This is a genomic window from Streptomyces sp. NPDC101132, from assembly GCF_044759225.1.
Taxonomy (GTDB): domain Bacteria; phylum Actinomycetota; class Actinomycetes; order Streptomycetales; family Streptomycetaceae; genus Streptomyces.
Genome location: NZ_JBIVYX010000003.1, coordinates 609,054 through 633,669 on the forward strand (window position 1 = coordinate 609,054; position 24,616 = coordinate 633,669).

Genomic DNA, 24,616 nt, shown 5'->3' on the forward strand with positions numbered 1-24,616 from the left:
CAGACAGCTAGGGAAAGGGTGATCCGTTGAGCCGCTCGGTTCTCGTCACCGGAGGAAACCGGGGCATCGGCCTCGCCATCGCCCGCGCCTTCGCCGAGTCCGGCGACAAGGTGGCGATCACGTACCGCTCGGGCGAGCCCCCGCAGGAGCTCACCGGTCTCGGTGTCCTGGCGGTGCGGTGCGACATCACCGACCCCGAGCAGGTGGAGCAGGCCTACAAGGAGATCGAGGAGAAGCACGGGGCGGTCGAGGTGCTGGTGGCCAACGCCGGCATCACCAAGGACCAGCTCCTGATGCGCATGTCCGAGGACGACTTCACCTCCGTCCTCGACACCAACCTCACCGGCACCTTCCGGGTCGTCAAGCGCGCCAACCGCGGCATGCTGCGCGCCAAGAAGGGCCGCGTCGTCCTGATCTCCTCGGTCGTGGGCCTGCTGGGCTCCGCCGGGCAGGCGAACTACGCCGCCTCCAAGGCCGGCCTCGTCGGCTTCGCCCGCTCCCTCGCCCGCGAGCTGGGCTCCCGCAACATCACCTTCAACGTCGTCGCGCCCGGCTTCGTCGACACCGACATGACGAAGGTGCTGACCGACGAGCAGCGCGCCGGGATCGTCTCCCAGGTCCCGCTGGGCCGCTACGCGCAGCCCGAGGAGATCGCCGCGGCCGTAAGCTTCCTGGCCTCCGACGAAGCCTCTTACATCACCGGAGCCGTCATTCCCGTTGACGGCGGATTGGGCATGGGTCACTGATCACATGAGCGGAATTCTCGACGGCAAGCGCATCCTCATCACGGGTGTGCTGATGGAGTCCTCCATCGCCTTCCACGCCGCGAAGCTGGCCCAGGAGCAGGGCGCCGAGGTCATCCTGACCGCTTTCCCCCGGCCCACCCTGACCGAGCGCATCGCCCGGAAGCTTCCCAAGCCCGCCAAGGTCATCGAGCTGGACGTCACCAACGACGAGCACCTCGGCCGCCTGGAGCAGCTGGTCCGCGACGAGCTCGGCGGCCTCGACGGAGTGCTGCACTCCATCGGCTTCGCCCCGCAGGACGCGCTCGGCGGCAACTTCCTGAACACCCCGTTCGAGTCGGTCGCCACGGCCATGCACGTCTCGGCGTTCTCACTGAAGTCGCTGACCATGGCCTGCAAGCCGCTGTTCCCCGCCGAGGGCGGCGCGGTCGTCGGCCTCACCTTCGACGCGCAGTTCGCGTGGCCGCAGTACGACTGGATGGGCCCGGCCAAGGCCGCCCTGGAGGCCACCAGCCGCTACCTGGCGCGCGACCTGGGCAAGGAGGGGATCCGCTGCAACCTGGTCTCCGCCGGCCCGATCGGCTCGATGGCCGCCAAGTCCATCCCGGGCTTCTCCGGCCTGGCCGACGTCTGGAACGACCGCTCCCCGCTGGAGTGGGACATGGCCGACCCGGAGCCGGCCGGCAAGGCGATCGTCGCCCTGCTGTCGGACTGGTTCCCGAAGACCACCGGCGAGATCGTGCACGTCGACGGCGGCGTCCACGCCATGGGTGCCTGATCCCGCACGGCTTCCTCCGTACGGCCCAGCAGGGTCCGCGTACGCACCGGGCCGCGCCTCCTCCGGGAGGCGCGGCCCTCGCGTTTCGCGCAGACTGATCACGCCGGGAGGGGCCCGGCGTACTGCGGGAGGGAGTACGGGGTGCGTCCGAGGCCGAGCCGGTTCGCGTCGCTGCTGGTCACCTCCGCGGTGCTCACCGGCTTCCTGGCGCCGACCGCCGCCGCCCGCCCGTACGAGGGCCCGTACGAGGGCCCGTACGACGGCGCGGAGGCGGGCCCCGGGCCGGGGTACGGGGGAGCGCCGGCCGCGGTGGACGTCCGCGAGCTGCCCGAGGAGCCCCCGAGCCGGCCGGACCCGCCGCGGAACCCACGCGGCAGGGACCTCTTCGGCGCCGACTGCGACACCGAGGTCACCGGGTCGCGTGTCACCGCGTACTGCCACAACCGCTACCCGCGGACCGACCTGGTGCGGCTGCACGTCGAGTGCGAGCGCTGGTGGGACGTGGACAGCGACAGCGTGGCCGTGGCCGTGGCCCCGGCGGACCACGTGCAGCTCACCAGCCGGTGCTGGAAGGAGATCCGCTCGGCCTGGGTGAGCCACCAGCCGGGGTAGGCCGCCTCAGGGTCCGCCTGCCGTCCCGGCTCCCGGTCCGCCTGCGCTGCTTCGGACCCGTCTCCGGCCCGACGTCGGGCCCGGCTCCGGCCGGTCAGTCCCGGTCGCGGCCTGGCGCGTGCCGCAGCCACTCGAAGGGGTAGCCGGCGGCCTCCGAGGCCGCCGCGTCCGCGTCCCCGCGGCGGATCGCCTCGACCAGCCGCGCGTGGTCCATGTGGGTGGCCGGGGTCAGCTCGGTGCCGACGTCGTCGCGCAGCCAGTCCCGCAGCAGGTCGCCGAGGTCCGAGTAGAGACCGATCAGCACGTCGTTGTGCGACGCCGCCACCACCGCCATGTGCAGGCTCACGTCCGCGGCGACGAACAGCTCGGCGTCCCCGGAGTCCCAGGCCTCCTCGCGCCGCGCCAGCAGCGTGTCGAGCTGGGCCACGTCCCGTTCGGTACGCCGCTCCGCCGCCAGCCGGGCCGCCGACGACTCCAGCGTCGACCGCAGCTCCGCGATGTGCCGCGGGTCCGCGCCGGCGAACCGCCGGTGCATCACGCCCGCCAGCTCGCTGGTCGCGATCACGTACGTGCCCGAGCCCTGCCGGATGTCCAGCAGCCCGTTGTGCGCGAGCGCCCGTACGGCCTCGCGGACCGTGTTGCGGGCCACGCCCAGCAGCTCCACCAGCTCCGGTTCCGTCGGGATGCGCGAGCCCACCGGCCACTCGCCCGAGGTGATCTGGTTCCTGAGCTGGGCGATCACCTGGTCGACGAGCGCGGAGCGCCGGGGCGTGGTCAGCGGCATGGGCACATCCTCCTCGAAAACGTCGTGATCCAGAAACAGCCGGAGGCCGAATCCCCCACACCAGACTGGACAACCAATCATCCCATGAATTTATAGTGGAGCATGCACGACGAAGAGACCCGCACCCTCGACCGCCCCACGGCGGCCCGCACCACCCCCGCCGAGGCCCCCGCGACCGGCCGGGAGACCCCCTCCTGGCTCGGCCCCGTCCTCGTCGTCGCCATCGTCCTGGCCGCCCTCAACCTCCGCCCGGCCATCACCAGCCTCGGCGCCCTGCTGGAGGAGACCCGCGAGGGACTCGGCATGAGCGGCACCGTCGCCGGACTCCTCACCTCCATGCCGGCCCTTTGCTTCGCCGTCTTCGGCGTCACCGCACCCCGGCTGTCCCGCCGCTTCGGCCCCGGCGCCGTGGTCTGCGCCGGCATGGCCGCCATCGCCGCGGGCATGGTCGTCCGCCCCTTCGCCGGGGGCACCGCCGGCTTCCTCGCCGCCAGCGCCCTCTCCCTGGCCGGCATCGCGCTCACCAACGTGCTGCTGCCGGTGATCGTCAAGCGCTGGTTCCCCGACCGCGTCGGCACCATGACCGGCCTCTACTCCATGGCCCTGGCCGTCGGCACCTCCCTGGCCGCCGCGGCCACCGTGCCCATGACCCAGGCCCTGGGCGGCAGTTGGCGCACCGGCCTGCTGATCTGGGCCGTCCTCGCCGTCGCCGCCGTACTGCCCTGGCTGCCCGTCGCCCGGGAGGCCCGCCGCGAGCGCGCCGCCGCGGCCGCCCACGGCGGCGGGGCACCCGAGGCCGCGGGGTCTGCCCGTACGGCCGGTGCGCGCCCCGACGCGGCCGGCCCCCGCGTCATCCGCAGCCGCACCGCCTGGGCCCTCGCCGGCTACTTCGGCCTCCAGGCCACCGGCGCCTACGTGACCATGGGCTGGCTCCCGCAGATCTTCCGCGACGCCGGCGTCTCGCCCGGCACCGCCGGCGTGCTCCTCGCCGTCACCATGGTCATGGGCGTGCCCTTGGCCTTCGTCATCCCGCGCCTCGCCGGCGCCGGACGCAACCAGGGCGTCATCGCCCTCGCCCTCGGCGTCTTCGGCCTCACCGGATACGCCGGCCTCTACTTCGCCCCCGCCGCCGGAGCCTGGGCCTGGGCCCTCCTCCTCGGCGTCTCGAACTGCGCCTTCCCCCTGGCCATCACCATGATCGGGCTGCGCGCCCGGTCCGCCGCGGGCGTCGCCAAGCTCTCCGCCTTCGCCCAGAGCACCGGCTACCTGATCTCCATCCCCGGCCCCCTGGTCATCGGCGTGCTCTACCAGCACAGCGGCGGCTGGGACCTGCCCCTCGCCCTCATGGCCGGGCTGATGGTGCCCCAGATCTTCGTCGGCATCCTGGCCGGCCGGGACCGCACGATCGAGGACGAATGCCGCATGGGAGACTGACCCCATGCCCGTGCTCGAACCGAACCCCCAGAACGGCCGCAAGAAGCTGGCCATCGTCCTCGGCGCCATGTTCGGCGTCACCGTGATCGTTGCGATCATCGCCACCATCGCGGCGCCGTAATTCTGTGGGCTCGTTCGCCTCCGGGCGCTTCAATGCCGGGGTCGGGACGGCCTCGGGACGGCCCGCTCGTTCCTCACGGCCCGTCCCGAGGCCGTCCCGACCCCAGCGCGCCCTTCGGCTCACTCGCCGGCAGCCGATGCGACCCACCCGGCACACGCTCGCCCGGGGGCGGGGTTAACCCCCCATCCCCTAGGGGGTCAGGGTCAGGGTCAAGTGGGTGGATCACCTGATGGGAACCGCCGCCTCGGATCCGTAGATTCGAAGCAGCGAGGAACACCAGGCCCGAACACCCACGGAGGCGGTCATGTCGGCCCCCACCCAGACCCGCGTGAGCCACCCCGCCCGGGCGCTGACCCGCCCGCCGCTCACCCGCGGCGCCGCCGCCACGACCCGGGCCCGCACTCCGGGCACCGGGGCGGACACCCGGCTGCGCTGGTGGACCCTGCTGCTGCCCGCCGTCGCCTTCGCCGCGCTCCTCCTGCTCCTGTCCGGATCCGGAGACGCCCACGCGGCCACCACCGGAGAGGGCTCGGCGCTCGCCCACCTCGTCGACGGCCTCCTCCGCGCACTGCCCTGACGACGCGCGCCGGAGCGCGCCCTTCCGCCCCGGGTGAGCCCATCAACACCCTGCGCCCCGTGGCTCATTTCGTGCGAAGCTGGGACCCATGAGCGCCGATACACCTCGCAGGATCGTCCTCCTCCGGCACGCGAAGGCCGACTGGCCGCAGGTGTCCGACCACGACCGGCCGCTGGCCGAGCGCGGCAGGAAGGACGCCCCCGCCGTCGGACTGAAGCTGGCCGAAACCGGCATCACCTTCGACCTGGCCCTGTGCTCCACCGCCGCCCGCACGCGCGAGACCTGGAAGCTCGCCGTCCAGGAACTCCCGCACCGGCCCAAGACCGTCTACGAAGAGCGCCTGTACGAGGCTTCGCTCGGCGAGCTGATCGCGCTGCTCAACGAGACCTCGGACGACGTGGCCGACCTCCTCGTCATCGGCCACAACCCCGGCATGCACGCCCTGGCCGACGCCCTCTCCGGCCGCGCCGAGGGCGACACCCTCCAGCGCATGGCCCGCTCCGGCTTCCCCACCGCGGCCGTCGCCGTCGTCGGCTTCACCGGCAGCTGGAAGTCCGTGGAGCACGGCGTCGGCACCCTGCTCGACTTCTGGACGCCCCAGCACTGACCGGCCCGCACCGGCCCCCGGAGCCCGGCACCGACGCCCGGACCCCGGCTCCGGCCCCGGACACACGGAGGCCCCCGGCATCCCGCCGGGGGCCTCCGTCGTGGTCGAGCGGCCGGCTAGTCTATGTCGGCCGCCTCGACCTCCTCGCGCGTGATGCCCAGCAGGTACAGCACGGTGTCCAGGAACGGCACGTTCACCGCCGTGTGCGCGGCCTCCCGCACCACCGGCTTCGCGCAGAACGCCACACCCAGGCCCGCCGCGTTCAGCATGTCCAGGTCGTTCGCGCCGTCACCGATCGCCACGGTCTGCGCCAGCGGCACCCCGGCCTCGCCCGCGAACCGCCGCAGCAGCCGCGCCTTGCCCGCCCGGTCCACGATCTCGCCGGTCACCCGGCCGGTCAGCTTCCCGTCGACGATCTCCAGCGTGTTGGCGGAGGCGAAGTCCAGCCCCAGCCGCTCCTTGAGATCGTCCGTCACCTGCGTGAAGCCGCCCGAGACCACACCCACCTGGTAGCCCAGCCGCTTCAGCGTCCGGATCAGCGTCCGCGCACCCGGCGTGAGCCGCACCTCGGCCCGCACCTTGTCCACCACCGACGCGTCGAGCCCGGCCAGCAGCGCCACCCGGGCGTGCAGCGACTGCTCGAAGTCCAGCTCGCCGCGCATCGCCTGGGCCGTGACCTCGGCGACCTTGTCCTCGCAGCCCGCGTGCGCCGCGAACAGCTCGATGACCTCGTCCTGGATCAGCGTCGAGTCCACGTCCATCACGACCAGCCGCTGCGCCCGCCGGTGCAGACCGGCCGAGACCACCGCGATGTCCACCCCGATCCGCGCCGCCTCGGTGGCCAGCGCGGTGCGCAGCGGCTCCGTCTCCGTACCCGAGACGGCGAACTCCACCGCGGTCACCGGGTACTTCGCCAGCCGGAAGATGCGGTCGATGTTGCCGCCCGTGGAGGTGATCGTGGCGGCCACCGAGGCCGTGGACTCGGCCGTCAGCGGGTGGCCCAGCACGGTGACGTGGGAGCGGCCGGAGCCGCGCGGCCGGTTGTCACCGGTACCCGAGATGATCTCCGCCTGGAGCTTGAGCGACTCGGCCCAGCTGTGCACGGTGGCCCGCAGCTCACCCTCCCCGCCGGCGGCGGGCTTGGTGACCAGGGCGCACAGGACGATACGGCCGCGGGTGACGACCTGTTCGATGTCCACGACATCGACGGAGTACGCGGCGAGGGTGTCGAACAGCCCGGCGGTGATCCCGGGACGGTCCTTGCCGAAGATCTTGACGAGGAGGGTGGGGACGTCGGAGGTCTGCGAAGCACTCATGGTGTGCTCACCGTATCCTCCCGCCCACGATGTGGCGCCCCCCGTCCCACCCCCCGGGACACCCTGTCCCTCAGCTGGTGCTTTCCGGCGGCCGCGGGGCGGACGGCGGGGGACCCGGCGGTGGCGGGGGAGTGAACGGAGGCTTCACCGGCCGCCTCCGCGGGGGCGGGGGCGGCGGCGGGCCCGCGATCGTCTCGTCCGCCGAACGGTCCGCCCCGCCGGGCCGGCGCGGCCACGGCGGCGGCGTCCCGGCGATGGTCGCCTCCCCCGACACGTCCCGCCCGGCCCCACCGCCCTCCGTCCCACCGCCCCCGGCACCCCTCCCGCCCCCCGGCCCGCCGCCACGCGCCGGCCCCCCGCTCCCGTACCCCCCGGCACCGGGCGCCCCGCTGCCGGCGCCGCCGGTCCCGGCCGCGCCCCCCGGACCGCCGCCCGCACCACCCGGCCCGCCCCGGTACGGGTTCAGCCCCGGCTCCCCGTACACCGGCGACGGCCGGTACGGCCCCACCGCCCCCGGCGGCCACCCCGCACCCGCGCCCCCCACCACCCCCGCACACCCCGGGACCCCGGCCGGCACGGCCCGCACCACCGGAGCCCGCGCCCACCGCCACGCCACCAGCGCCCCCACCCCGCCGGACACCGCCCCCCACACGCCCCCCAGCACCACCGCCGGCCCCACCCGCCCCCGCAGCTCCACCCCGGCACCGAAGGCATCCACCCCCAGCACCGACAGGGAGGCGTCCACCGACACCCGCGTCAGCCACACCAGCACCGGCACCACCAGCGCCCATGCCACCCCCATCCGCGCCGCCCCCCGCAGCGCGAAGCCCCCCGGCCCGGCCACCCGGGGCGACCGCACCGCCGCCAGCACCCCCGCGTACAGCAGCGCCGCCGCCACGGCCACCACCAGCAGCCAGGCCCGCCCGTCGTACCCCGCCAGCCGCCCCACCGTCACCGGCTCCCGGGCCGACACCGCCAGCAGCTCGTCCAGTGGATCCGGCAGCACCCGGGCCAGCTCCCCGGTCGCCCGGCCGTCGAACGGCACCAGCATCCCCAGGGGCACCGCCAGCCACGTCGCGTTCGGCGCCCCCAGCAGCGCGGCGCCCGCGATCCGCTCCGGGTGCCCGTCACCGGCCGCCGCCCACCCGGCAGCGGCCAGCCCGGCCACCACCGTCACCAGCAGCACCGCCACCACCGCGGACGCCACCGGCCGCACCACGGACAGCAGCGCACCCGACGGGTGCCGGCGCCGCCCCGCGCACGCCGCGACCACCAGCACCGCCACCACCCACACCGCGGCCCCCCACAGCGTCGGCACGGTGTCCACGGTGAACCCCACCCGGGCCTTGGCGTCCACGAGGTCGCCCACCCGGTCCGGCAGCAGCCCCCCGAGGTCGCCCAGGTCCCCGATCCCCGGCAGCTCCAGCCCGCCCGGCCCCCCGCCACCCCCGCCACCCGACCCCGGCAGCTCCAGCCCGTCCAGCGTGACCGCGTCGTGCCCCACCCACGCCAGCCCGCCCGCCGTCGCGACGAACAGCACCGTCACCGCCGCACCGCGAGCCAGCAGTTGGCGTGCCCCCCGGCCGGCCGCGCCGCCGGTCCGCAGGAACAGGAAACCGAGCACCAGCGCCCCCGCCAGCCCGACCCCCAGTGGCGTGATGTCGACGGCCGTGTCCGCGGCCGCACCCTCCAGACCGAACGCCGACACGTCCCCCGAGGGCGTCACCGAGCCCCCAACGGCCAGCACCACCACGGCCGCTGTCATCGGCCCCAGCGAACCGCCCGTCGCGTCCGCCCCCAGCAGGTGCAGCCCCAGCGCGGCCACCCCCGCCATCGCCACCAACGACCAGCCCACCGCCGCGATCGCGGCCGGCACCACGTCACCCCAGCGGACAGCGGGCGTTGGCCCCGCCCCGCCGTCCGGACCCACCCTGACGGAACCCATGCGCGGACCCCCCGATTCGTGCCGAGTCATCACGCATCTCCCCTCTGCGTATGATCCGTACGCACTCGGCGGGGCCCGGATTCCACTTCTGCGCCCGGGCCTGAAATAGTTCCCCCCGAAGTTCGCCATCCCTAGACTCCCTGCCGTCAGGGGGAATCGGGGGACAACAAGTGGGGCGTGGAGTGCCGGAACTCGTACTGGAATTGAACGGAAGGACCTGGGCCCTCGATCCGTCCAGGTCGTACACCCTGGGGCGCGATCCGCAGGGCGACGTGGTGATCGACGACGCCCGGGTCTCGTGGCGGCACGCCACCGTCAGCTGGACGGGCCGCGGCTGGGCCATCGAGGACCACGGCAGCACCAACGGCACGTACGTGCAGGGCCAGCGGGTCCAGCGCGCCGAGCTGGCCGCAGGCAGCGCCGTGCACCTCGGCAACGCGACCGACGGGCCGCGCCTGAACCTCACGGCCGCCGTCGCGCACGCCCAGCAGGGCGCGCCCGCGGCCTGGCCCGGCCAGGCACCCGCCGGCGGCCCCGCCCAGCCGGGCGGCTTCCCGCCCCAGGGCACGCCGCAGGCACACGTACCGCAGCAGGGCGGGGCCCCGGCCCACCAGGCCCCGGCCGGCCGGCAGTACCAGGCGCCCGCCTCCGGCGGCCCGGCCTACGGCGACCGCAGCCCGACGACCTTCCACCACATCGACCTCGGCCGCGTCATGCGCATCGGCCGTGCGCTCGACAACGAACTGGTCGTCTCCGACCTCCAGGTCTCGCGCCACCACGCCGAGTTCCGCTCGACCGGCGGCCGCTTCGAGATCAAGGACCTCGGCAGCCACAACGGCACCTACGTCAACGGCCAGCCGCTGCCCAAGTCCGGCACCGCGCTGCTCGGCCCGAACGACATCGTCGGCGTCGGCCACTCCACCTTCCGCATCGTCGGCGACCGCCTCGAGGAGTTCGTCGACACCGGTGAGGTCTCCTTCTCCGCGCGCCACCTGACCGTCACGGTCGACGGCGGCAAGCAGATCCTCAAGGACGTCTCCTTCGGCGTCCCGGAGAAGTCCCTCATCGCGGTCATCGGCCCCTCGGGCTCCGGCAAGTCGACGCTCCTCAAGGCGCTCACCGGCTACCGGCCCGCCAACCAGGGCGACGTCCTCTACGACAACCGCAACCTGTACAAGCAGTTCGCCGAACTGCGCCAGCGCATCGGTCTGGTCCCGCAGGACGACATCCTGCACAAGGAGCTGACCGTCCGCACCGCCCTCAAGTACGCGGCCAAGCTCCGCTTCCCCGGCGACACCGCCGAGGAGGAGCGCACGGCCCGCATCGACGAGGTGCTGCGCGAGCTCAAGCTCGACATCCACAAGGACAAGAAGATCACCTCCCTCTCGGGCGGTCAGCGCAAGCGCGTGTCCGTCGCCCTGGAGCTGCTCACCAAGCCGTCGCTGATCTTCCTCGACGAGCCCACCTCCGGCCTCGACCCGGGCATGGACCGCGACGTCATGCAGCTGCTGCGCGGCCTCGCCGACGACGGCCGCACCGTGCTGGTCGTCACCCACTCCGTGGCCGAGCTGGCGATCTGCGACAAGCTGCTCGTCATGGCCCCCGGCGGTTCCGTGGCCTACTTCGGCCCGCCCGCCGAGGCGCTGAACTTCTTCGGCTACCAGACCTGGGCCGACGTCTTCTCCGCCTTCGAGAACTACCGCGACTACGACTGGGCGGGCCGCTGGAAGGGCTCGCAGCACTACCAGATGTACGCCGCGGACATCGACGCGGTCGCCCCGCAGTCGGTGCAGATGCCGCCCGTGCAGCAGATGCAGCCGCCCAAGCCGCAGGCCTGGGGCTCGCAGCTGCGGACGCTGATCCGCCGCTACGTCTCGGTGATCGCGTCCGACAAGGGCTTCATGGGCCTGATGCTGATCCTGCCGGCCGTCCTGGGCGTGGTCTCCACGGTCATCCCGGCCGACTTCGGCCTCGCGCCGCCCACCGGCAAGGCCCGCTTCAACGGCGACGCCGGCACCATCATGCTGATCCTCGCAGTCGGCATGTGCTTCTCCGGCGCCGCGAACTCCGTCCGTGAGCTGATCAAGGAACGGGTCATCTACGAGCGCGAGCGCGCCACCGGCCTGTCCCGCTCCGCGTACCTGATGTCCAAGGTCATCGTCCTCGGCGTGATCACGGCCCTCCAGGGCGTGATCATCTGCGGCATCGGCTTCGCCACCCGCCAGCTCCCCGCCGAGGGCCTGATCATGCCGCCGGCCGTCGAGCTGTGCGTGGCCGTGATCGCACTGGGCTTCACCTCGATGATGTTCGGCCTGGTGATCTCCTCGCTGGTGAAGACCGCCGAGAAGACCATGCCGCTGCTCGTGATGTTCGCGATCGTCCAGGTCGTGTTCACCGGCATCCTCTTCCAGGTGTACGACTCGCCGGGCCTGGAGCAGTTCGCCTGGCTGATGCCCTCCCGCTGGGCCATCGGCGCCGCCGGCACCACGCTGGACCTCGGCCACCTGATGCCGCCGTGGGACCACGACAACCCGGGGAACACCGACCCGCTGTGGGAGGCCACCGCCGGCCAGTGGACCCTCGACATCACCGTCCTGCTGCTCATCGGCATCGCCTGCGGCTTCGCGGTGGCGCGCCTGCTGCGCCGCCACGAGCCCGAGGTCATGCGCAAGTAGCGGGCCCGTCCGTACGGCCCGCAGCGGCCGTACGGACACGACCAACGCCGCGGGGCGGCACCCGGAGATCCGGGTGCCGCCCCGCGGCGCATGGGGGTCTGGCGGGTGCGCGGCTCAGTAGGCGCTGTTGACGTTGTCCATCGAGCCGTAGCGGTCGGCCGCGTAGTTGCAGGCGGCGACGATGTTGGCGACCGGGTCGTACAGGTCGAACTTCGTGCCCTTGACGTGGTAGGCGTTGAAGGTCGGCTGGATGACCTGGAGCAGGCCCTTGGACGGGATGCCGTTCCTGGCGTTGATGTCCCAGAGGTTGATCGCGCGGGGGTTGCCGCTCGACTCGCGCATGATGTTGCGGTGGATGCCGGCGTAGCTGCCGGGAATGCCCTCGCGCTTCATGATGGACAGCGCCTCGCGGATCCAGCCGTCCAGGTTGTTCGCGTAGACGGGCTTGCGGGCGGCGGCACGGCTGGCCGCCTCCTTCTTCGCCCGCTCCTTCTTGGCGGCGGCCTCGGCCTTGGCCTTCGCCTCGGCGTCCTTCTTGGCCTTGGCGGCCTTGGCGTCGGCGATCTTCTTGGCCTCGGCGGCCTTGACGGCCTTCTCGACGACCTGGTGCTGCTGGGTCAGGCCCTGCACGTTCTTGGTGTGCACCGCGTCGACCGCCTGCGTCCAGGACACCGGCTCCGCTGCGACCGTCGTGGCGTCGGCCTGCTCGGCGGGCACCAGGGAGAAGGCGAGGGCGGCGGCACCGAGAACGGAGACACCGGCGATCGACATCTTGTGGGTCTTGGTCAGACGGCTATGACCGGGAGTGCTGGACGCAGACATGCAGGCAACCTCTTCGAATAGCGGGGTCCGCAGGAATGCGCCGGGGGTTCGGAAACCCGCAGCACCGTGCGGCGGCAGCCATTCTTAGCGGCGGCAAAATCCTGTGGCAAAGGTGTGACGTACGATGCCGCTTAGTGGATCAAGCCCGCCCGCACGGGCCGGATTTTCGCCCCTCACACTGCTCGGAGCAGCATTGATGGCGTCTTTATCTATCCACTAGGTCACTTCGTAAGTGACATGCGTCCTATGCGCGGGCTCACATCGACCACGTAACAGTATTACCATGCGTTGCTTCAGCAATGCGGAATGTTACTACCCTCATTCCTGAGTAGCAGATGCGTATCACCGAAGTAGCAGATGTGTGTCACCGAACTCGTGCCACAGATAGCGCCGCCCGACCGCCTCGGCGTAGCCCCGCCGCACCGCCTCGGCGCCCGCCACCGCCTCCAGCATCAGCAGGTGCGAGGCCTCCGGCTCGTGCAGCCCGGTCAGCAGACCGTCCACCACCCGCACCCCGCGCTCCGGCGTCACCACCAGTTCCGTCCACCCCCGCGCGGCCGCCACCACCCCCGACGGCCCCGCCGCCGACTCCAGCGCCCGCACCGCCGTGGTGCCCACCCCCACTACCCGGCCGCCCCCCGCCCGAGCCGCGTTCACCAGCCGGGCCGTCGCCCCGGGCACCTCGAAGCGCTCCGGGTACGGCGGCTCGTGCGCCTCCGGCGACGACACCCCCGTATGAAGGGTGAGCGGAGCGAACTGCACGCCCCGCCGCACCAGCGCCGCCACCAGCTCCGCCGTGAAGGGCCGCGCCGCACTCGGCATCTCCGCGCTGCCCGCCCCGTCGGGCGACGGCACCGCGAACACCGTCTGGTACGCGGCCAGCGGCTGGTCCCGCTCCGTGTAGCGGTACCGGACCGGCCGCCCGTACCGGTGCAGCAGCGCCGTCACCCCCGCCACGGACACCCGCGCCCACCACAGCCGCTCCGCCCCCGGCACCAGCGGCTCCCGCAGCACCAGCCGCGCCCCGCCCGGCAGCAGCAGCTCCGCCCCCGCCGGACCACCCGGCCGCGGGCCCGTCGTACCCCGGCCGTCCGGCTCCCGCAGCTCCACCGCCCAGCGCCCGTCGTCGCCCCGCGCGGAGAAGTGCACCACCACCGGCGCACCGTCCAGCCGCGCGTCCACCGCGGCCGGCAGCGTGGCCGACGTGTTGACCACCAGGACGTCCCCGGCCCGCAGCAGCTCCGGCAGCGCACCGAACCGGTGGTGCGAGACCTCCGTACCGCGCGAGACCAGCAGCCGCACCGCGTCCCGCCCCCGACCGGGCCCCCGCCGCTCGGCCGGCACCCGCGCCGACAGCTCCTCCGGCACCGCCGGGATCCCCAGCACGCCGTGCGATGTCACAGGTCACCCTCCACCGTCACACCGCCGGCCCCGCGGGCCCCCGCCGTCACACCGCCCTCACCGCCGCCCCGCGCCAGCCCCTCCGCCGTGTACCGCCCGCTCGGCAGCCCGGCACCCCCGCCGCCCCCGTCCAGCAGCCGCAGCAGCACCGGCGCCACCTCCTCGGGCTCCGGCACCCCGCCCAGGTCCTCGTCCGGCTCCGCCGCGGCCAGCATCGCGGTCCGCATCGACCCCGGATCCGCCCACCACACCCGCAGCCCCGGCTCCTCCACCGCCAGCACCGCCGACAGCAGGTCCAGCGCCGCCTTCGAGGCCCCGTACGCCCCCCACGTCCGGTACGCCACCACCGCGGCGTCCGAGCTGACGTTCAGCACCGCGCCGCGCCCCGAGGCCCGCAGCAGCGGCAGCGCCTCCTGCAGCAGCCCCAGCGGAGCCACCACGTTCACCTCCAGCGCCGCCCGCAGCCCCGCCAGCGCGTGCACCCCCAGCGGCACCAGCGGCTCGCCGCCCAGCACCCCCGCGTTGTTCACCAGCAGGTCGAGACCGCCCAGCTCCCGCGCCGCGGCCACCAGGTCCGCCCGGTGCCCGGCCGACGTCACGTCCCCCGGCACCGCCACCACCCGCACCCCGGAACCGGCCAGCTCCTCGGCCACCCCCTCCAAAGGCCCCGCCGACCTCGCGTCCAGCACCAGGTCCCAGCCCCGCCCCGCCAGCTCCCGGGCCAACGCCCGGCCCAGCCCCCGCGACGCACCCGTCACGACCGCCACCGACACGACAACCACCCCTCGATCCGTATCCGACGCCCTCAACGTAGGTACGGACCGCCCCCGCCCGGATCGGCCCCGCGGCCGCACCCCCAGGGTCCTTCGGCCTAGGCCCCAGGGCCCTCCGCCGCAGGTCCCGGGCCCTGCGACCGACGCCCCCCGCCCCCCGACCCCGGTCCGATCCGGACCGCACCCCCCGCGGGTACGGTGAGCCCATGAGCCACCGACCCCGCACCGGCCTCGCCGCCGTCTCCACGGCGCTCCTCGCGATGAGCCGCCACCTGGAGGTCCGGGACGTGCTCAAGACGATCGTCGCCTCGGCCCGGGAACTCCTCGACGCCGAATACGCCGCCCTCGGCGTCCCCGACGACCACGGCGGCTTCGCACAGTTCGTCGTCGACGGCGTCAGCGACGAGCAGTGGCGGGCCATCGGCCCCCTGCCCCGGCAGCACGGCATCCTCGCCGCGATGCTCCACCAGGCCACCCCGGAGCGGCTCGCCGACGTCCGCGAGGACCCCCGCTTCGAGGGCTGGCCCGCCGCCCACCCCGAGATGTCCGACTTCCTCGGCCTGCCCGTCCGCGACGGCGACGACGTCATCGGCGCGCTCTTCCTCGCCAACAAGCGGTGCCCCCGCCCCGGCGGAGGATGCGGCTTCACGGAGGAGGACGAGGAACTGCTCGGCATCCTCGCCCAGCACGCCGCCATCGCCCTCACCAACGCCCGCCTCTACGAACGCAGCCGCGAGCTCACCATCGCCGAGGAGCGCTCCCGCCTCGCCCACGAGCTGCACGACGCCGTCAGCCAGAAGCTCTTCTCCCTGCGCCTGACCGCCCAGGCCGCCACCGCCCTCGTGGACCGCGACCCGGCCCGCGCCAAGGAGGAGCTCCACCAGGTCACCGCGCTCGCCGCCGAGGCGGCCGACGAGCTGCGCGCCGCCGTCGTGGAACTCCGTCCCGCCGCCCTCGACGAGGACGGCCTGGTCGCCACCCTGCGCACCCAGATCCAGGTCCTCGACCGCGCCCACGCCTCCCACGTCACCTTCCGGTGCGACGGCGTACGCGCACTCCCCGCCGCCCAGGAGGAAGCCCTCCTCCGGGTCGCCCAGGAAGCCCTCCACAACGCCCTGCGCCACTCGGGCGCCGGACTCGTCGAGGTCACCCTCACCCGCCGCGGCACCGGTGCCCTGCTCCGCGTCACCGACGACGGCCGCGGCTTCGACCCCCGCACGGTCCGCCGCGCCGGCCGGCACCTCGGCCTCGTCTCCATGCGCGACCGCGCCGGCGGCGTCGGCGGCAGGCTCACCGTGCAATCGGAGCCCGGCACGGGCACCACGATCGAGATGGAGGTCCCCGGTGGCTGACACGGCGGCCCGCCCCACCACCGCACGCGCACCCAGGATCAGGGTCCTGCTCGTCGACGACCACCAGGTCGTCCGCCGGGGGCTGCGCACCTTCCTGGAGGTCCAGGACGACATCGAGGTCGTCGGCGAGGCCGCCGACGGCGAAACCGGCGTCGCGCACGCCGAGGAGCTCCGCCCCGACGTCATCCTGATGGACGTCAAGATGCCCGGCACCGACGGCATCGACGCCCTGCGCCGCCTCCGCGAGCTGGCCAACCCCGCCCGCGTCCTGATCGTCACCAGCTTCACCGAGCAGCGCACCGTCGTCCCCGCCCTCCGCGCGGGCGCCGCCGGATACGTCTACAAGGACATCGACCCCGACGCCCTGGCCGGCGCCATCCGCTCCGTCCACGCCGGCCACGTCCTGCTCCAGCCCGAGGTCGCCGGCGCCCTGCTCGCCCAGGAGGACCAGGCCCCGGCCGGCAGCCGCGGCGGCACCCTCACCGAGCGCGAGCGCGAGGTCCTCGGCCTCATCGCCGACGGCCGCTCCAACCGGGAGATCGCCCGTGCCCTCGTGCTGTCCGAGAAGACCGTCAAGACCCACGTCTCGAACATCCTCATGAAGCTGGACCTCGCCGACCGGACCCAGGCCGCGCTGTGGGCCGTACGTCACGGTCTGACCGATTCCTGACCGGATCGCCGCCGCACCCTGACCGGACCGCCGCGGGTCACGGTCCGGGCTGAGATTCATACCGTCGGGTGGATGTACCCCACATGGCGCATCCTGACCGGCGGGCGACCGTTTCCCATGGCGTGCCGCGGCGGCCGGCCGCGGCGAAGACCAGTGAGGACGTCGAACGTGAAGAACTTCAAGAAGGCCACCGCCGTCACCATGATCGCCGGCGGCCTGGTCGCCGCCGCCGCCGGTGTCTCCTCCGCCCACGGCGGCGCCCACGCCCACGGCGAGGCCCTGAACTCCCCCGGCGTGGGTTCCGGCAACCTCGTCCAGGTACCCGTCCACGTCCCCGTGAACGTGGTCGGCAACGCCGTCACCGTCATCGGCGCCCTGAACCCCGCCTTCGGCAACTCCGGCCTCAACGCCTGACGCCACCTCGAACCCGTCGGCCCCCGTACCTCCTGGCGGTACGGGGGCCGGCGCGCGCCCCGGCCCAACGCGCCCCGCACACCCCGGGGGACACCCCCGGCCACAGCCGGGGGGAGCACCCCCGAACCGGCCCCCGCCGCCCCGCGAGCCCGACGTGATCCGAAACAGGGCCTAACCCCGCCGCCGCTCCTGCTCCTCGACGTACGCGTTGTACGCCGCGACCTGCGCCCGCCGCGCCACCCGCTCCACCGGCCGCAGCGCCTCCGTCCGCGCCGCCATCTCCGAGGCCGCCACCGCGCCCCCGTGCCCGGTGCCCACCGCCAGCTCCGTCATCAGCGCGATCCGCTGCGCCAGCTCCAGCACCCGCACCGCCCGCGGCGGATACCCCGGCGCCAGCACCTCGCGCCCCGCCTCCGCCCGTGCCCGGTACGCGTCCAGCGCCGCCTCCGCCACCGGCCCCGACGCCGCCACGTCCAGCCGCGTCAGCACCACCGTCGCCTCCCGCAGCGCCTCCGCCAGCTCCCGCTCCGCCTCGCCCAGCGACGGCACGTCCGCCGGCGGCGCCTCCCGCACCGGCAGGCAGTGCCACACCACCTCCACGTGCACGTCACCCGCCGGCCCGGCCTCGGACACCTCCGGCACCAGCCCCAGCGCCGCCCCCACCGCGACGACCGCCTCCTCCGCCTCCAGCGCCCGCGCGTTGAACTCCGGCGGACCGCTCAGCCCCAGCGGATGCCCCGGCGCCGGCAGCGCCACCCGCAGACCCGTCACCCCCAGCGCCCGCAACCGGCCGAGCCCCAGCGTCAGACCGACCGGCGCCGGCTCGCCGGGCAGCCCCTCCACGCGGTGCACCGCATCGTCCCCGACCACCGCGAGCACGGCGTCGTCCGGCGACACCAGCCCACCCAGCAAAGCGTTTCCCCAGGCGGCCAGCCGCCCTGAACGTGGTTCCGAAAGCATGCGACCACCCTACGGACCTGACGCCAGGCGGGGCCCGAGTCCCCGGACCCCACCCCGAGTGGCGTAGGTTTTCCCTGGGGGCTGCGCCTGAAGGCGGCGGCTGGGACAACCAAGACTGCAATGGGAGACAACGCGCTCATGAGCGATGTACTGGAGCTGGTGGACGTATCCGTGGTCCGCGAGGGCCGGGCTCTGGTGGACCAGGTCTCCTGGTCGGTCAAGGAGGGGGAGCGCTGGGTGATCCTCGGCCCCAACGGCGCCGGCAAGACCACCCTCCTCAACGTCGCCTCCAGCTACCTCTTCCCCACCAAGGGCACCGCCAGCATCCTCGGCAGCACCCTCGGCAAGCCCGGCACCGACGTCTTCGAGCTGCGCCCCCGCATCGGCGTCGCCGGCATCGCCCTCGCCGACAAGCTGCCCAAGCGCCAGACCGTCCTCCAGACCGTCCTCACCGCCGCCTACGGCATGACGGCCACCTGGCAGGAGGACTACGAGGAGATCGACGAGCAGCGCGCCCGCGCCTTCCTCGACCGCCTCGGCATGTCCGACTACCTCGACCGCAAGTTCGGCACCCTCTCCGAGGGCGAGCGCAAGCGCACCCTCATCGCCCGCGCCCTGATGACCGACCCCGAGCTCCTCCTCCTCGACGAGCCCGCCGCCGGCCTCGACCTCGGCGGCCGCGAGGACCTCGTACGCCGCCTCGGCCGCCTCGCGCGCGACCCGCTCGCCCCCTCCATGGCGATGGTCACCCACCATGTCGAGGAGATCGCCCCCGGCTTCACCCACGTCCTGATGATCCGTCAGGGCAAGGTCGTCACCGCCGGACCGATCGACCTCGAACTCACGTCCCGCAACCTCTCCCTCTGCTTCGGCCTCCCGCTCGTCGTCGAGCGCACCGACGGCGACCGCTGGACCGCCCAGGGCCTCCCCCTGCGCTGAACCCCGACGTCCTCTGTCCGGACCGCGCCCGACCGAATTACCATGACCATGTGGAAATCGACGCGTGGGTGTGGTGGCTCATCGGCGCGGCCGGACTGGGCATTCCGCTCGTCCTGACCGCGATGCCCGAGTTCGGTATGTTCGCCGTCGGCGCCCTCGCGGCGTCCGTCACGGCCGCCCTCGGCGCCGGAGTCACCGGTCAGGTCCTCGTCTTCACCGCCGTATCCGTCGCGCTCATCGCCGTCGTACGGCCCATCGCCAACCGCCACCGCTCCCAGCGGCCCGAATTCGCCAGCGGGGTCGACGCGTTGCGCGGCAGAACCGCCGTCGTCCTCGAACGCGTCGACGGCACCGGCGGACGCATCAAACTGGCCGGCGAGATCTGGTCCGCCCGCACGCTCGACGCGGACGCCAGCTTCGAACCCGGCCGGCAGGTCGACGTCGTCGAGATCGACGGCGCCACCGCAGTCGTCATGTGACCCCAGGTCACCGAAACCCCGCGCCCCACGGGCCCCGCGTCTGCGAGACTCCGTAACCGACGGGGCAGCAAGAGGCCGGACAGGCAGTCAGAAGGGTACGGGGGAACCGTATGCAACCGATCATCATCGTCCTGATCATCCTGGTGGTGCTGGTCTTCATCGCCCTGGTCAAGACGATCCAGGTCATCCCGCAGGCCAGCGCGGCGATCGTCGAACGCTTCGGCCGCTACACCCGCACCCTCAACGCGGGACTGAACATCGTCGTCCCGTTCATCGACTCCATCCGCAACCGCATCGACCTCCGCGAACAGGTCGTGCCCTTCCCCCCGCAGCCGGTCATCACCCAGGACAACCTGGTCGTCAACATCGACACCGTCATCTACTACCAGGTGACCGACGCCCGCGCCGCGACCTACGAAGTGGCCAGCTACATCCAGGCCATCGAGCAGCTCACCGTCACCACCCTCCGCAACATCATCGGCGGCATGGACCTGGAACGGACCCTCACCTCCCGCGAGGAGATCAACGCCGCCCTCCGCGGCGTCCTCGACGAGGCCACCGGCAAGTGGGGAATCCGCGTCAACCGCGTCGAGCTCAAGGCCATCGAACCGCCCACCTCCATCCAGGACTCGATGGAGAAGCAGATGCGCGCCGACCGCGACAAGCGCGCCGCCATCCTCCAGGCCGAAGGCGTCCGCCAGTCCGAGATCCTCCGCGCCGAGGGCGAGAAGCAGTCCTCCATCCTCCGCGCCGAGGGCGAGGCCAAGGCCGCCGCGCTCCGCGCCGAGGGCGAGGCCCAGGCCGTCCGCACCGTCTTCGAGGCCATCCACGCCGGCGACGCCGACCAGAAGCTGCTCTCCTACCAGTACCTCCAGATGCTCCCGAAGATCGCCGAAGGCGACGCCAACAAGCTCTGGATCGTCCCCAGCGAGATCGGCGACGCCCTCAAGGGCCTCAGCGGCGCCATCGGCAACTTCGGCGGCCCCAGCGGCAGTTCACCCCTGCGCAAGGAAGAGCCCCCGGCCCCCCGCCGCGAACAGCCCCCCATCGACTGACACCCCGCACCGGCCACCCGCCGACGCACCACCCGGCCGTCAGACCACCCCACGGGCGACCTGACGACCGGACGCGGACACCCCGACGACCGGGCCCACCCCTCGTGCATGATCAGTGAGGCCCCCCGACCTTCATGGCGGGGAGGCGACTCACCGAACGAAGGGGCTGGCCCGGTCCATGTCCATCTGGGAACAACTCGCGGTCTTCGCCGCCGGCATCGGCGCCGGCACCATCAACGCCATCGTCGGCTCCGGCACCCTGATCACCTTCCCGGTGCTCCTCGCCACCGGACTCCCACCGGTCACCGCCAACGTCTCCAACACCCTCGGCCTGGTCCCCGGCGCCATCAGCGGAGCCATCGGCTACCGCAAGGAACTCGCCGGCCAGCGCGCCCGCATCCTCCGCCTCGCCTCCGTGTCCCTCGTCGGAGGCCTCGCCGGCGCCACCCTCCTCCTCACCCTCCCCTCCGACTCCTTCGACACGATCGTCCCCGTACTCATCGGGCTCGCCCTCGTCCTCGTCGTCGCCCAGCCCCGCCTCGCCGCCGCACTCCGCCGCCGCCGGGAAGCCGCCGGAACCGACCCCGCCCACCCCGACGGCGGCCCCGCCCTCCTCGCCGGCATGACCGTCGCCAGCGCCTACGGCGGCTACTTCGGCGCCGCCCAGGGCGTCCTCTACCTCGGCCTGATGGGCCTCTTCCTCAACGACGACCTCCAGCGCACCAACGCCGTCAAGAACGTCATCGCCGCCCTGGTCAACGGCATCGCCGCCGTCTTCTTCCTCTTCGTCGCCGAGTTCGACTGGACCGCCGTCCTCCTCATCGCCATCGGCTCCACCCTCGGCGGCCAGATCGGCGCCAAGGTCGGCCGCCGCCTCCCACCCACCGTCCTGCGCGGCGTCATCGTCACCGTCGGCCTCGCCGCCATCGCCCAGCTCGTCCTGCGCTGACCTCCCGCACACGGCACAGGGCCCGCCCCCACCCCGGGGACGGGCCCTGCCCACCGATCGGCACGTACGTACGTACGGCTACGCCGGCTGCGCCAGCCACTCCGGCAGCGCCGCCCGCGGCCCCGCACCCAGCGAGAACAGCATCGCGTCCGCCGGAGTCGGCACGAACGGCCGCCGCAGCAACGGCATCCCCGCCTGCTCCGGCGTCCGGTCCGCCTTGCGGTGGTTGTCCTCCGCACACGACGCCACCGTGTTCAGCCACGTGTCCCCGCCACCCTGCGCCCGCGGCACCACGTGGTCCACCGTCGTCGCCCGCGCACCGCAGTACGCGCACCGGTGCTGGTCCCGCACCAGCACCCCCCTCCGCGACCACGGCGCGTGTCTTCGGAAGGGCACCCGCACGTACCTGCACAGCCTGATCACCCGCGGTACCGGAAGCTCCACCGCGGCCGCACGCACCCGCAGTTCGGGATGCGACTGCTCGACGACGGCCTTGTCCTGCAGCACGAGCACCACCGCACGGTTCAGAGTCACCGTCGACAGCGGCTCGAAGCTCGCGTTCAGTACCAGCGTGTCCCGCATCTCGCCCACCTCCCGTGTGCAGGCCCGCACCCCTCGGCGCCCAAGGCCCGTAACCACTCTGTCCGGGTGCGCCACGCGGGACAACGCAATAAAAATGCCCGGTCCTGGCCACCTTTAGACCAGGACCGGGCGAACCCCCGGCGAACGATCAGTTGTCCGCGGGGGCCTCGTACTCACCGATGAGCTGCGCACGCCCCACCGCGTGGAAGCGCAGATGGAACCCGACGGCCGCACACGAGGCGTCCGCGTCGGGACCCAGCCGCTCACGGTCCACCGCGTACACGGTGAACACGTACCGGTGCCGCTCGCCCGCCGGCGGAGCGGCACCGCCGAAGTCCTTCGTCCCGTAGTCGTTGCGCACCTGCACCGCGCCCTCGGGCAGCCCCGTGAACTTCCCGCTGCCCGCACCGGCGGGCAGCTCGGTCACCGACGCCGGGATGTCGAAGACCACCCAGTGCCAGAAACCGCTGCCGGTCGGCGCGTCCGGGTCGAAGCACGTCACCGCGTAGCTCTTCGTCCCGTCCGGAGCCCCCTCCCACCGCAGGTGCGGCGACACGTTCCCGCCCGCGTACACCTGGTCGGGCCCCAGATCCGCACCCGGAGCCAGGTCCTCGCTCACCACGGTGAACGAGGCGACCTCCGGGTGGAAGTCGTGGGGGAGCGGCGGCCTGCTGAGCTGGGTCACGGAAAACCTCCTGATCACGCGGACACGGCTGTCGGAACTGCTGCGGGCAGCCTAGAACCAGTTGCGCTTCGAACCGACCGACGCGATCCACTCGTTGAGGTACGCCGCCCAGTTCGTGCCCTGGTAGTCGTGCAGCCCCACCGTGAACGAGCGGAACGTGTCGCTGCCCTCCGAGAACAGACCCGGCTTCTTGTCCATCTCCAGCACGACGTCCATCTCGCGGTCGTCCGCCACGAACGTCAGCTCCACCTGGTTCAGACCGTGGTACTGCTGCGGCGGCAGGAACTCGATCTCCTGGTAGAACGGCAGCCGCTGCCGCGTACCGCGGATGTGCCCGCGCTCCATGTCCGCACTGCGGAAGCGGAAGCCCAGCTGACCGAAGGCGTCCAGGATCGCCTGCTGCGCCGGCAGCGGGTGCACGTTGATCGGGTCCAGATCGCCGGCGTCCACCGCACGCGCGATCTCCAGCTCCGTGGTCACACCGATGTTCATGCCGTGCAGGTGCTGCCCGGCGAAGTGGGTGATCGGCGTCTCCCACGGGATCTCCAGACCGAACGGCACCGCGTGCACCGCCCCCGCCTGCACCTCGAAGGCACCGCCCAGCCGCAGCTTCGAGAACTCGACGTCCTGCTTGTACTCCTGGTCACCGCCCTCGACCTCGACGCGCGCCTGGAGCCCCACCGACAGCCCCTCGATCTGCTGCGGCACCGAACCACCCTGGATCCGGACCTCGCCCTGGACGACACCGCCCGGGACGACGTTGACCTCCGACAGGACGGTCTCCACGGACGCACCGCCGGCACCCATGGCCGCGAGCAGCTTCTTGAACCCCATGCTCTGTCTCCCCTTGTACTGGACCTGTGCGGGACTGACCTCTACAAACGCGGAAACCCTAGAGCCCGGTTCCGCCCGGGCGGCAGTCCACTACGCTCGGACGGATGAGCGCACGTTTCGACCGTACGCCCCTGCCCCGGTCCTTCTTCGACCGGCCGGTCCTCTCCGTAGCCCCCGACCTCCTCGGCCGCACCCTCGTGCGCACCACCGACGAGGGCCCCATCGAACTCCGCATCACCGAGGTCGAGGCCTACGACGGCGAGACCGACCCGGGCTCCCACGCCTACCGCGGCCGCACCGCACGCAACGCCTCCATGTTCGGACCGCCCGGACACGCGTACGTCTACTTCATCTACGGCATGTGGTTCAGCCTGAACCTGGAGTGCGGGCCCGAGGGCAAGGCCAGTGGAGTCCTCCTCCGCGCCGGCGAGATCACCACCGGCGCCGAGCTCGCCCGTAAACGTCGACTTTCGGCCCGCAACGACAAGGAACTGGCCAAAGGCCCCGCCCGCCTCGCCACCGCCCTCGACGTCACCCGGGCCCTGGACGGCACGGACCTCTGCGGCGACCCCGCATCCCCCCTGACCGTCCTGACGGGGGAGGAGCCCGCCCCCGACCTGCTGCGCACCGGTCCGCGCACCGGAGTGGGCGGCGACGGCGCCCACCACCCCTGGCGCTTCTGGCTCTACGGCGAGCCCACCGTCAGCCCCTACCGGGCCCACGCGCCGCGCCGCCGCTCGACTTGACTCGGCTTGGCGAGACGCCTAACGTAGCCCGAGCCGTAAGAAACGAGCACTGCTCTTGGCAGACCCCATCGGGGCCGACCGGGCAACTCGCAAGCGGCCAACCACTACCTACGATTCACCCTGGCGGGAATGAATTCGGCATGCCCGAATTCGACGCCGACGGCTCGATTATGCGCCGCAGGGGAAATCCGCTAACGTAGTGACCGCCGAAAGGGAAAAGCGTCGGAAACGCCGCTGGAACCGGAAAGCACCGAGGAAATCGGGTCGGAAAGATCTGATAGAGTCGGAAACGAAGGAAGCGCCCGGAGGGCCCGGAAACGGGAACAAAGGAAGCGACCGCACCTTGAGAACTCAACAGCGTGC

At 72.9% G+C, this 24,616-nt stretch carries 26 protein-coding genes; 16 read left to right on the forward strand and 10 right to left on the reverse strand.

The features are described 5' to 3' along the window. Positions 1 to 26: 26 nt before the first annotated feature. From fabG to ACIQUR_RS10350, 3 genes are all read left to right on the forward strand, one after another. On the forward strand, positions 27 to 746 hold the full coding sequence (gene fabG, locus ACIQUR_RS10340) for a 3-oxoacyl-[acyl-carrier-protein] reductase (RefSeq protein ID WP_399940420.1): 720 nt from the start codon (positions 27 to 29) through the stop codon (positions 744 to 746). 4 nt (positions 747 to 750) lie between these two features. Then, complete coding sequence (gene fabI / locus ACIQUR_RS10345; protein ID WP_399940422.1) at positions 751 to 1,521, forward strand: enoyl-ACP reductase FabI; 771 nt, start codon at positions 751 to 753, stop codon at positions 1,519 to 1,521. 141 nt (positions 1,522 to 1,662) lie between these two features. Next, on the forward strand, positions 1,663 to 2,133 hold the full coding sequence (locus ACIQUR_RS10350) for a hypothetical protein (protein WP_403661330.1): 471 nt from the start codon (positions 1,663 to 1,665) through the stop codon (positions 2,131 to 2,133). Positions 2,134 to 2,227: 94 nt separating this feature from the next. Here the strand turns inward: ACIQUR_RS10350 and ACIQUR_RS10355 are convergent, their stop codons facing one another. Next, on the reverse strand, positions 2,228 to 2,917 hold the full coding sequence (locus ACIQUR_RS10355) for a FadR/GntR family transcriptional regulator (protein WP_403661333.1): 690 nt from the start codon (positions 2,915 to 2,917) through the stop codon (positions 2,228 to 2,230). Between the two features lie 102 nt (positions 2,918 to 3,019). Here ACIQUR_RS10355 and ACIQUR_RS10360 point away from each other — a divergent pair, with 102 nt between their 5' ends. The 4 genes from ACIQUR_RS10360 (at position 3,020) to ACIQUR_RS10375 (ending at position 5,656) form a co-directional block, all read left to right on the forward strand. Further along, a complete protein-coding gene (locus ACIQUR_RS10360) occupies positions 3,020 to 4,351 on the forward strand; it encodes a CynX/NimT family MFS transporter (protein ID WP_403661337.1) in 1,332 nt (443 codons plus the stop codon). Between the two features lie 4 nt (positions 4,352 to 4,355). Further along, positions 4,356 to 4,472 (forward strand): SGM_5486 family transporter-associated protein, encoded by a 117-nt coding sequence (locus ACIQUR_RS10365; protein WP_403661340.1) that lies wholly within the window; start codon positions 4,356 to 4,358, stop codon positions 4,470 to 4,472. A 304-nt stretch (positions 4,473 to 4,776) separates the two neighbouring features. Continuing rightward, positions 4,777 to 5,049 (forward strand): hypothetical protein, encoded by a 273-nt coding sequence (locus ACIQUR_RS10370; RefSeq protein ID WP_403661343.1) that lies wholly within the window; start codon positions 4,777 to 4,779, stop codon positions 5,047 to 5,049. Between the two features lie 88 nt (positions 5,050 to 5,137). Continuing rightward, a complete protein-coding gene (locus ACIQUR_RS10375) occupies positions 5,138 to 5,656 on the forward strand; it encodes a SixA phosphatase family protein (RefSeq protein ID WP_403661346.1) in 519 nt (172 codons plus the stop codon). Between the two features lie 116 nt (positions 5,657 to 5,772). On the opposite strand, the gene serB is transcribed toward ACIQUR_RS10375, so the two are convergent. Both serB and ACIQUR_RS10385 read right to left on the reverse strand, forming a co-directional pair. Further along, a complete protein-coding gene (serB, locus tag ACIQUR_RS10380; RefSeq protein WP_399940440.1) occupies positions 5,773 to 6,972 on the reverse strand; it encodes a phosphoserine phosphatase SerB in 1,200 nt (399 codons plus the stop codon). 70 nt (positions 6,973 to 7,042) lie between these two features. After that, positions 7,043 to 8,848, reverse strand: a complete 1,806-nt coding sequence (locus ACIQUR_RS10385; protein ID WP_403661350.1) for a streptophobe family protein — start codon at positions 8,846 to 8,848, stop codon at positions 7,043 to 7,045. Positions 8,849 to 9,099: 251 nt separating this feature from the next. On the opposite strand from ACIQUR_RS10385, the gene ACIQUR_RS10390 reads away from it, so the two are divergent. Next, positions 9,100 to 11,592, forward strand: coding sequence for an FHA domain-containing protein (locus ACIQUR_RS10390; protein WP_403661353.1), 2,493 nt, complete (start codon positions 9,100 to 9,102; stop codon positions 11,590 to 11,592). Positions 11,593 to 11,706: 114 nt separating this feature from the next. Here the strand turns inward: ACIQUR_RS10390 and ACIQUR_RS10395 are convergent, their stop codons facing one another. The 3 genes from ACIQUR_RS10395 to ACIQUR_RS10405 all read right to left on the reverse strand — a co-directional run bounded on the left by ACIQUR_RS10395 (position 11,707) and on the right by ACIQUR_RS10405 (position 14,588). Beyond that, positions 11,707 to 12,414, reverse strand: a complete 708-nt coding sequence (locus ACIQUR_RS10395; protein WP_403661356.1) for a transglycosylase SLT domain-containing protein — start codon at positions 12,412 to 12,414, stop codon at positions 11,707 to 11,709. A 342-nt stretch (positions 12,415 to 12,756) separates the two neighbouring features. After that, positions 12,757 to 13,815, reverse strand: coding sequence for an S-adenosylmethionine:tRNA ribosyltransferase-isomerase (locus ACIQUR_RS10400; RefSeq protein WP_403661359.1), 1,059 nt, complete (start codon positions 13,813 to 13,815; stop codon positions 12,757 to 12,759). Further along, entirely contained in the window at positions 13,812 to 14,588 is a 777-nt protein-coding gene (locus tag ACIQUR_RS10405; protein ID WP_403661475.1) for an SDR family NAD(P)-dependent oxidoreductase, read from the reverse strand. Before ACIQUR_RS10405 ends, ACIQUR_RS10400 begins: the two co-directional genes overlap by 4 nt. Before the next feature lie 206 nt (positions 14,589 to 14,794). Between ACIQUR_RS10405 and ACIQUR_RS10410 the strand changes: the two genes are divergently transcribed. From ACIQUR_RS10410 to ACIQUR_RS10420, 3 genes are all read left to right on the forward strand, one after another. Next, positions 14,795 to 15,940 (forward strand): GAF domain-containing sensor histidine kinase, encoded by a 1,146-nt coding sequence (locus tag ACIQUR_RS10410; RefSeq protein ID WP_403661362.1) that lies wholly within the window; start codon positions 14,795 to 14,797, stop codon positions 15,938 to 15,940. Then, complete coding sequence (locus tag ACIQUR_RS10415; RefSeq protein ID WP_403661365.1) at positions 15,933 to 16,610, forward strand: response regulator; 678 nt, start codon at positions 15,933 to 15,935, stop codon at positions 16,608 to 16,610. The genes ACIQUR_RS10410 and ACIQUR_RS10415 overlap by 8 nt, the downstream gene beginning before the upstream one ends. Before the next feature lie 168 nt (positions 16,611 to 16,778). Beyond that, on the forward strand, positions 16,779 to 17,024 hold the full coding sequence (locus tag ACIQUR_RS10420) for a chaplin (protein ID WP_403661368.1): 246 nt from the start codon (positions 16,779 to 16,781) through the stop codon (positions 17,022 to 17,024). A gap of 171 nt (positions 17,025 to 17,195) precedes the next feature. On the opposite strand, the gene ACIQUR_RS10425 is transcribed toward ACIQUR_RS10420, so the two are convergent. Continuing rightward, the gene (locus ACIQUR_RS10425; protein WP_403661371.1) at positions 17,196 to 17,984 is read right to left on the reverse strand and encodes a hypothetical protein; all 789 of its coding nucleotides are present in this window, start codon (positions 17,982 to 17,984) and stop codon (positions 17,196 to 17,198) included. 138 nt (positions 17,985 to 18,122) lie between these two features. Between ACIQUR_RS10425 and ACIQUR_RS10430 the strand changes: the two genes are divergently transcribed. The 4 genes from ACIQUR_RS10430 to ACIQUR_RS10445 all read left to right on the forward strand — a co-directional run bounded on the left by ACIQUR_RS10430 (position 18,123) and on the right by ACIQUR_RS10445 (position 21,406). Continuing rightward, positions 18,123 to 18,923 carry an ABC transporter ATP-binding protein gene (locus ACIQUR_RS10430; RefSeq protein ID WP_403661374.1) on the forward strand — a complete coding sequence of 267 codons (801 nt, stop codon included), beginning with the start codon at positions 18,123 to 18,125 and terminating at the stop codon, positions 18,921 to 18,923. Between the two features lie 50 nt (positions 18,924 to 18,973). Then, positions 18,974 to 19,402, forward strand: coding sequence for an NfeD family protein (locus tag ACIQUR_RS10435; protein WP_403661377.1), 429 nt, complete (start codon positions 18,974 to 18,976; stop codon positions 19,400 to 19,402). Positions 19,403 to 19,512: 110 nt separating this feature from the next. Beyond that, entirely contained in the window at positions 19,513 to 20,457 is a 945-nt protein-coding gene (locus tag ACIQUR_RS10440) for an SPFH domain-containing protein (protein WP_399940464.1), read from the forward strand. A gap of 178 nt (positions 20,458 to 20,635) precedes the next feature. Then, entirely contained in the window at positions 20,636 to 21,406 is a 771-nt protein-coding gene (locus ACIQUR_RS10445; RefSeq protein WP_403661381.1) for a sulfite exporter TauE/SafE family protein, read from the forward strand. A gap of 78 nt (positions 21,407 to 21,484) precedes the next feature. Here ACIQUR_RS10445 and ACIQUR_RS10450 read toward each other — a convergent pair whose 3' ends face one another. The 3 genes from ACIQUR_RS10450 to ACIQUR_RS10460 all read right to left on the reverse strand — a co-directional run bounded on the left by ACIQUR_RS10450 (position 21,485) and on the right by ACIQUR_RS10460 (position 23,507). Next, positions 21,485 to 21,988, reverse strand: a complete 504-nt coding sequence (locus tag ACIQUR_RS10450) for an HNH endonuclease (RefSeq protein ID WP_403661384.1) — start codon at positions 21,986 to 21,988, stop codon at positions 21,485 to 21,487. Between the two features lie 148 nt (positions 21,989 to 22,136). After that, a complete protein-coding gene (locus ACIQUR_RS10455) occupies positions 22,137 to 22,673 on the reverse strand; it encodes a YbhB/YbcL family Raf kinase inhibitor-like protein (protein WP_403661387.1) in 537 nt (178 codons plus the stop codon). 51 nt (positions 22,674 to 22,724) lie between these two features. Then, a complete protein-coding gene (locus tag ACIQUR_RS10460) occupies positions 22,725 to 23,507 on the reverse strand; it encodes a sporulation protein (RefSeq protein ID WP_399940472.1) in 783 nt (260 codons plus the stop codon). Between the two features lie 104 nt (positions 23,508 to 23,611). Between ACIQUR_RS10460 and ACIQUR_RS10465 the strand changes: the two genes are divergently transcribed. Continuing rightward, complete coding sequence (locus tag ACIQUR_RS10465) at positions 23,612 to 24,253, forward strand: DNA-3-methyladenine glycosylase (RefSeq protein ID WP_403661391.1); 642 nt, start codon at positions 23,612 to 23,614, stop codon at positions 24,251 to 24,253. Positions 24,254 to 24,616 lie beyond the last annotated feature (363 nt).

Excerpts from the sequence above, each read along its gene's own strand:
- fabI (WP_399940422.1), top strand. The coding sequence starts at position 751 with ATGAGCGGAATTCTCGACGGCAAGCGCATCCTCATCACGGGTGTGCTG.
- ACIQUR_RS10355 (WP_403661333.1), bottom strand. The coding sequence starts at position 2,917 with ATGCCGCTGACCACGCCCCGGCGCTCCGCGCTCGTCGACCAGGTGATC.
- ACIQUR_RS10360 (WP_403661337.1), top strand. The coding sequence starts at position 3,020 with ATGCACGACGAAGAGACCCGCACCCTCGACCGCCCCACGGCGGCCCGC.
- ACIQUR_RS10365 (WP_403661340.1), top strand. The coding sequence starts at position 4,356 with ATGCCCGTGCTCGAACCGAACCCCCAGAACGGCCGCAAGAAGCTGGCC.
- ACIQUR_RS10370 (WP_403661343.1), top strand. The coding sequence starts at position 4,777 with ATGTCGGCCCCCACCCAGACCCGCGTGAGCCACCCCGCCCGGGCGCTG.
- ACIQUR_RS10375 (WP_403661346.1), top strand. The coding sequence starts at position 5,138 with ATGAGCGCCGATACACCTCGCAGGATCGTCCTCCTCCGGCACGCGAAG.
- serB (WP_399940440.1), bottom strand. The coding sequence starts at position 6,972 with ATGAGTGCTTCGCAGACCTCCGACGTCCCCACCCTCCTCGTCAAGATC.
- ACIQUR_RS10395 (WP_403661356.1), bottom strand. The coding sequence starts at position 12,414 with ATGTCTGCGTCCAGCACTCCCGGTCATAGCCGTCTGACCAAGACCCAC.
- ACIQUR_RS10410 (WP_403661362.1), top strand. The coding sequence starts at position 14,795 with ATGAGCCACCGACCCCGCACCGGCCTCGCCGCCGTCTCCACGGCGCTC.
- ACIQUR_RS10425 (WP_403661371.1), bottom strand. The coding sequence starts at position 17,984 with ATGCTTTCGGAACCACGTTCAGGGCGGCTGGCCGCCTGGGGAAACGCT.
- ACIQUR_RS10430 (WP_403661374.1), top strand. The coding sequence starts at position 18,123 with ATGAGCGATGTACTGGAGCTGGTGGACGTATCCGTGGTCCGCGAGGGC.
- ACIQUR_RS10440 (WP_399940464.1), top strand. The coding sequence starts at position 19,513 with ATGCAACCGATCATCATCGTCCTGATCATCCTGGTGGTGCTGGTCTTC.
- ACIQUR_RS10445 (WP_403661381.1), top strand. The coding sequence starts at position 20,636 with ATGTCCATCTGGGAACAACTCGCGGTCTTCGCCGCCGGCATCGGCGCC.
- ACIQUR_RS10450 (WP_403661384.1), bottom strand. The coding sequence starts at position 21,988 with ATGCGGGACACGCTGGTACTGAACGCGAGCTTCGAGCCGCTGTCGACG.
- ACIQUR_RS10460 (WP_399940472.1), bottom strand. The coding sequence starts at position 23,507 with ATGGGGTTCAAGAAGCTGCTCGCGGCCATGGGTGCCGGCGGTGCGTCC.
- ACIQUR_RS10465 (WP_403661391.1), top strand. The coding sequence starts at position 23,612 with ATGAGCGCACGTTTCGACCGTACGCCCCTGCCCCGGTCCTTCTTCGAC.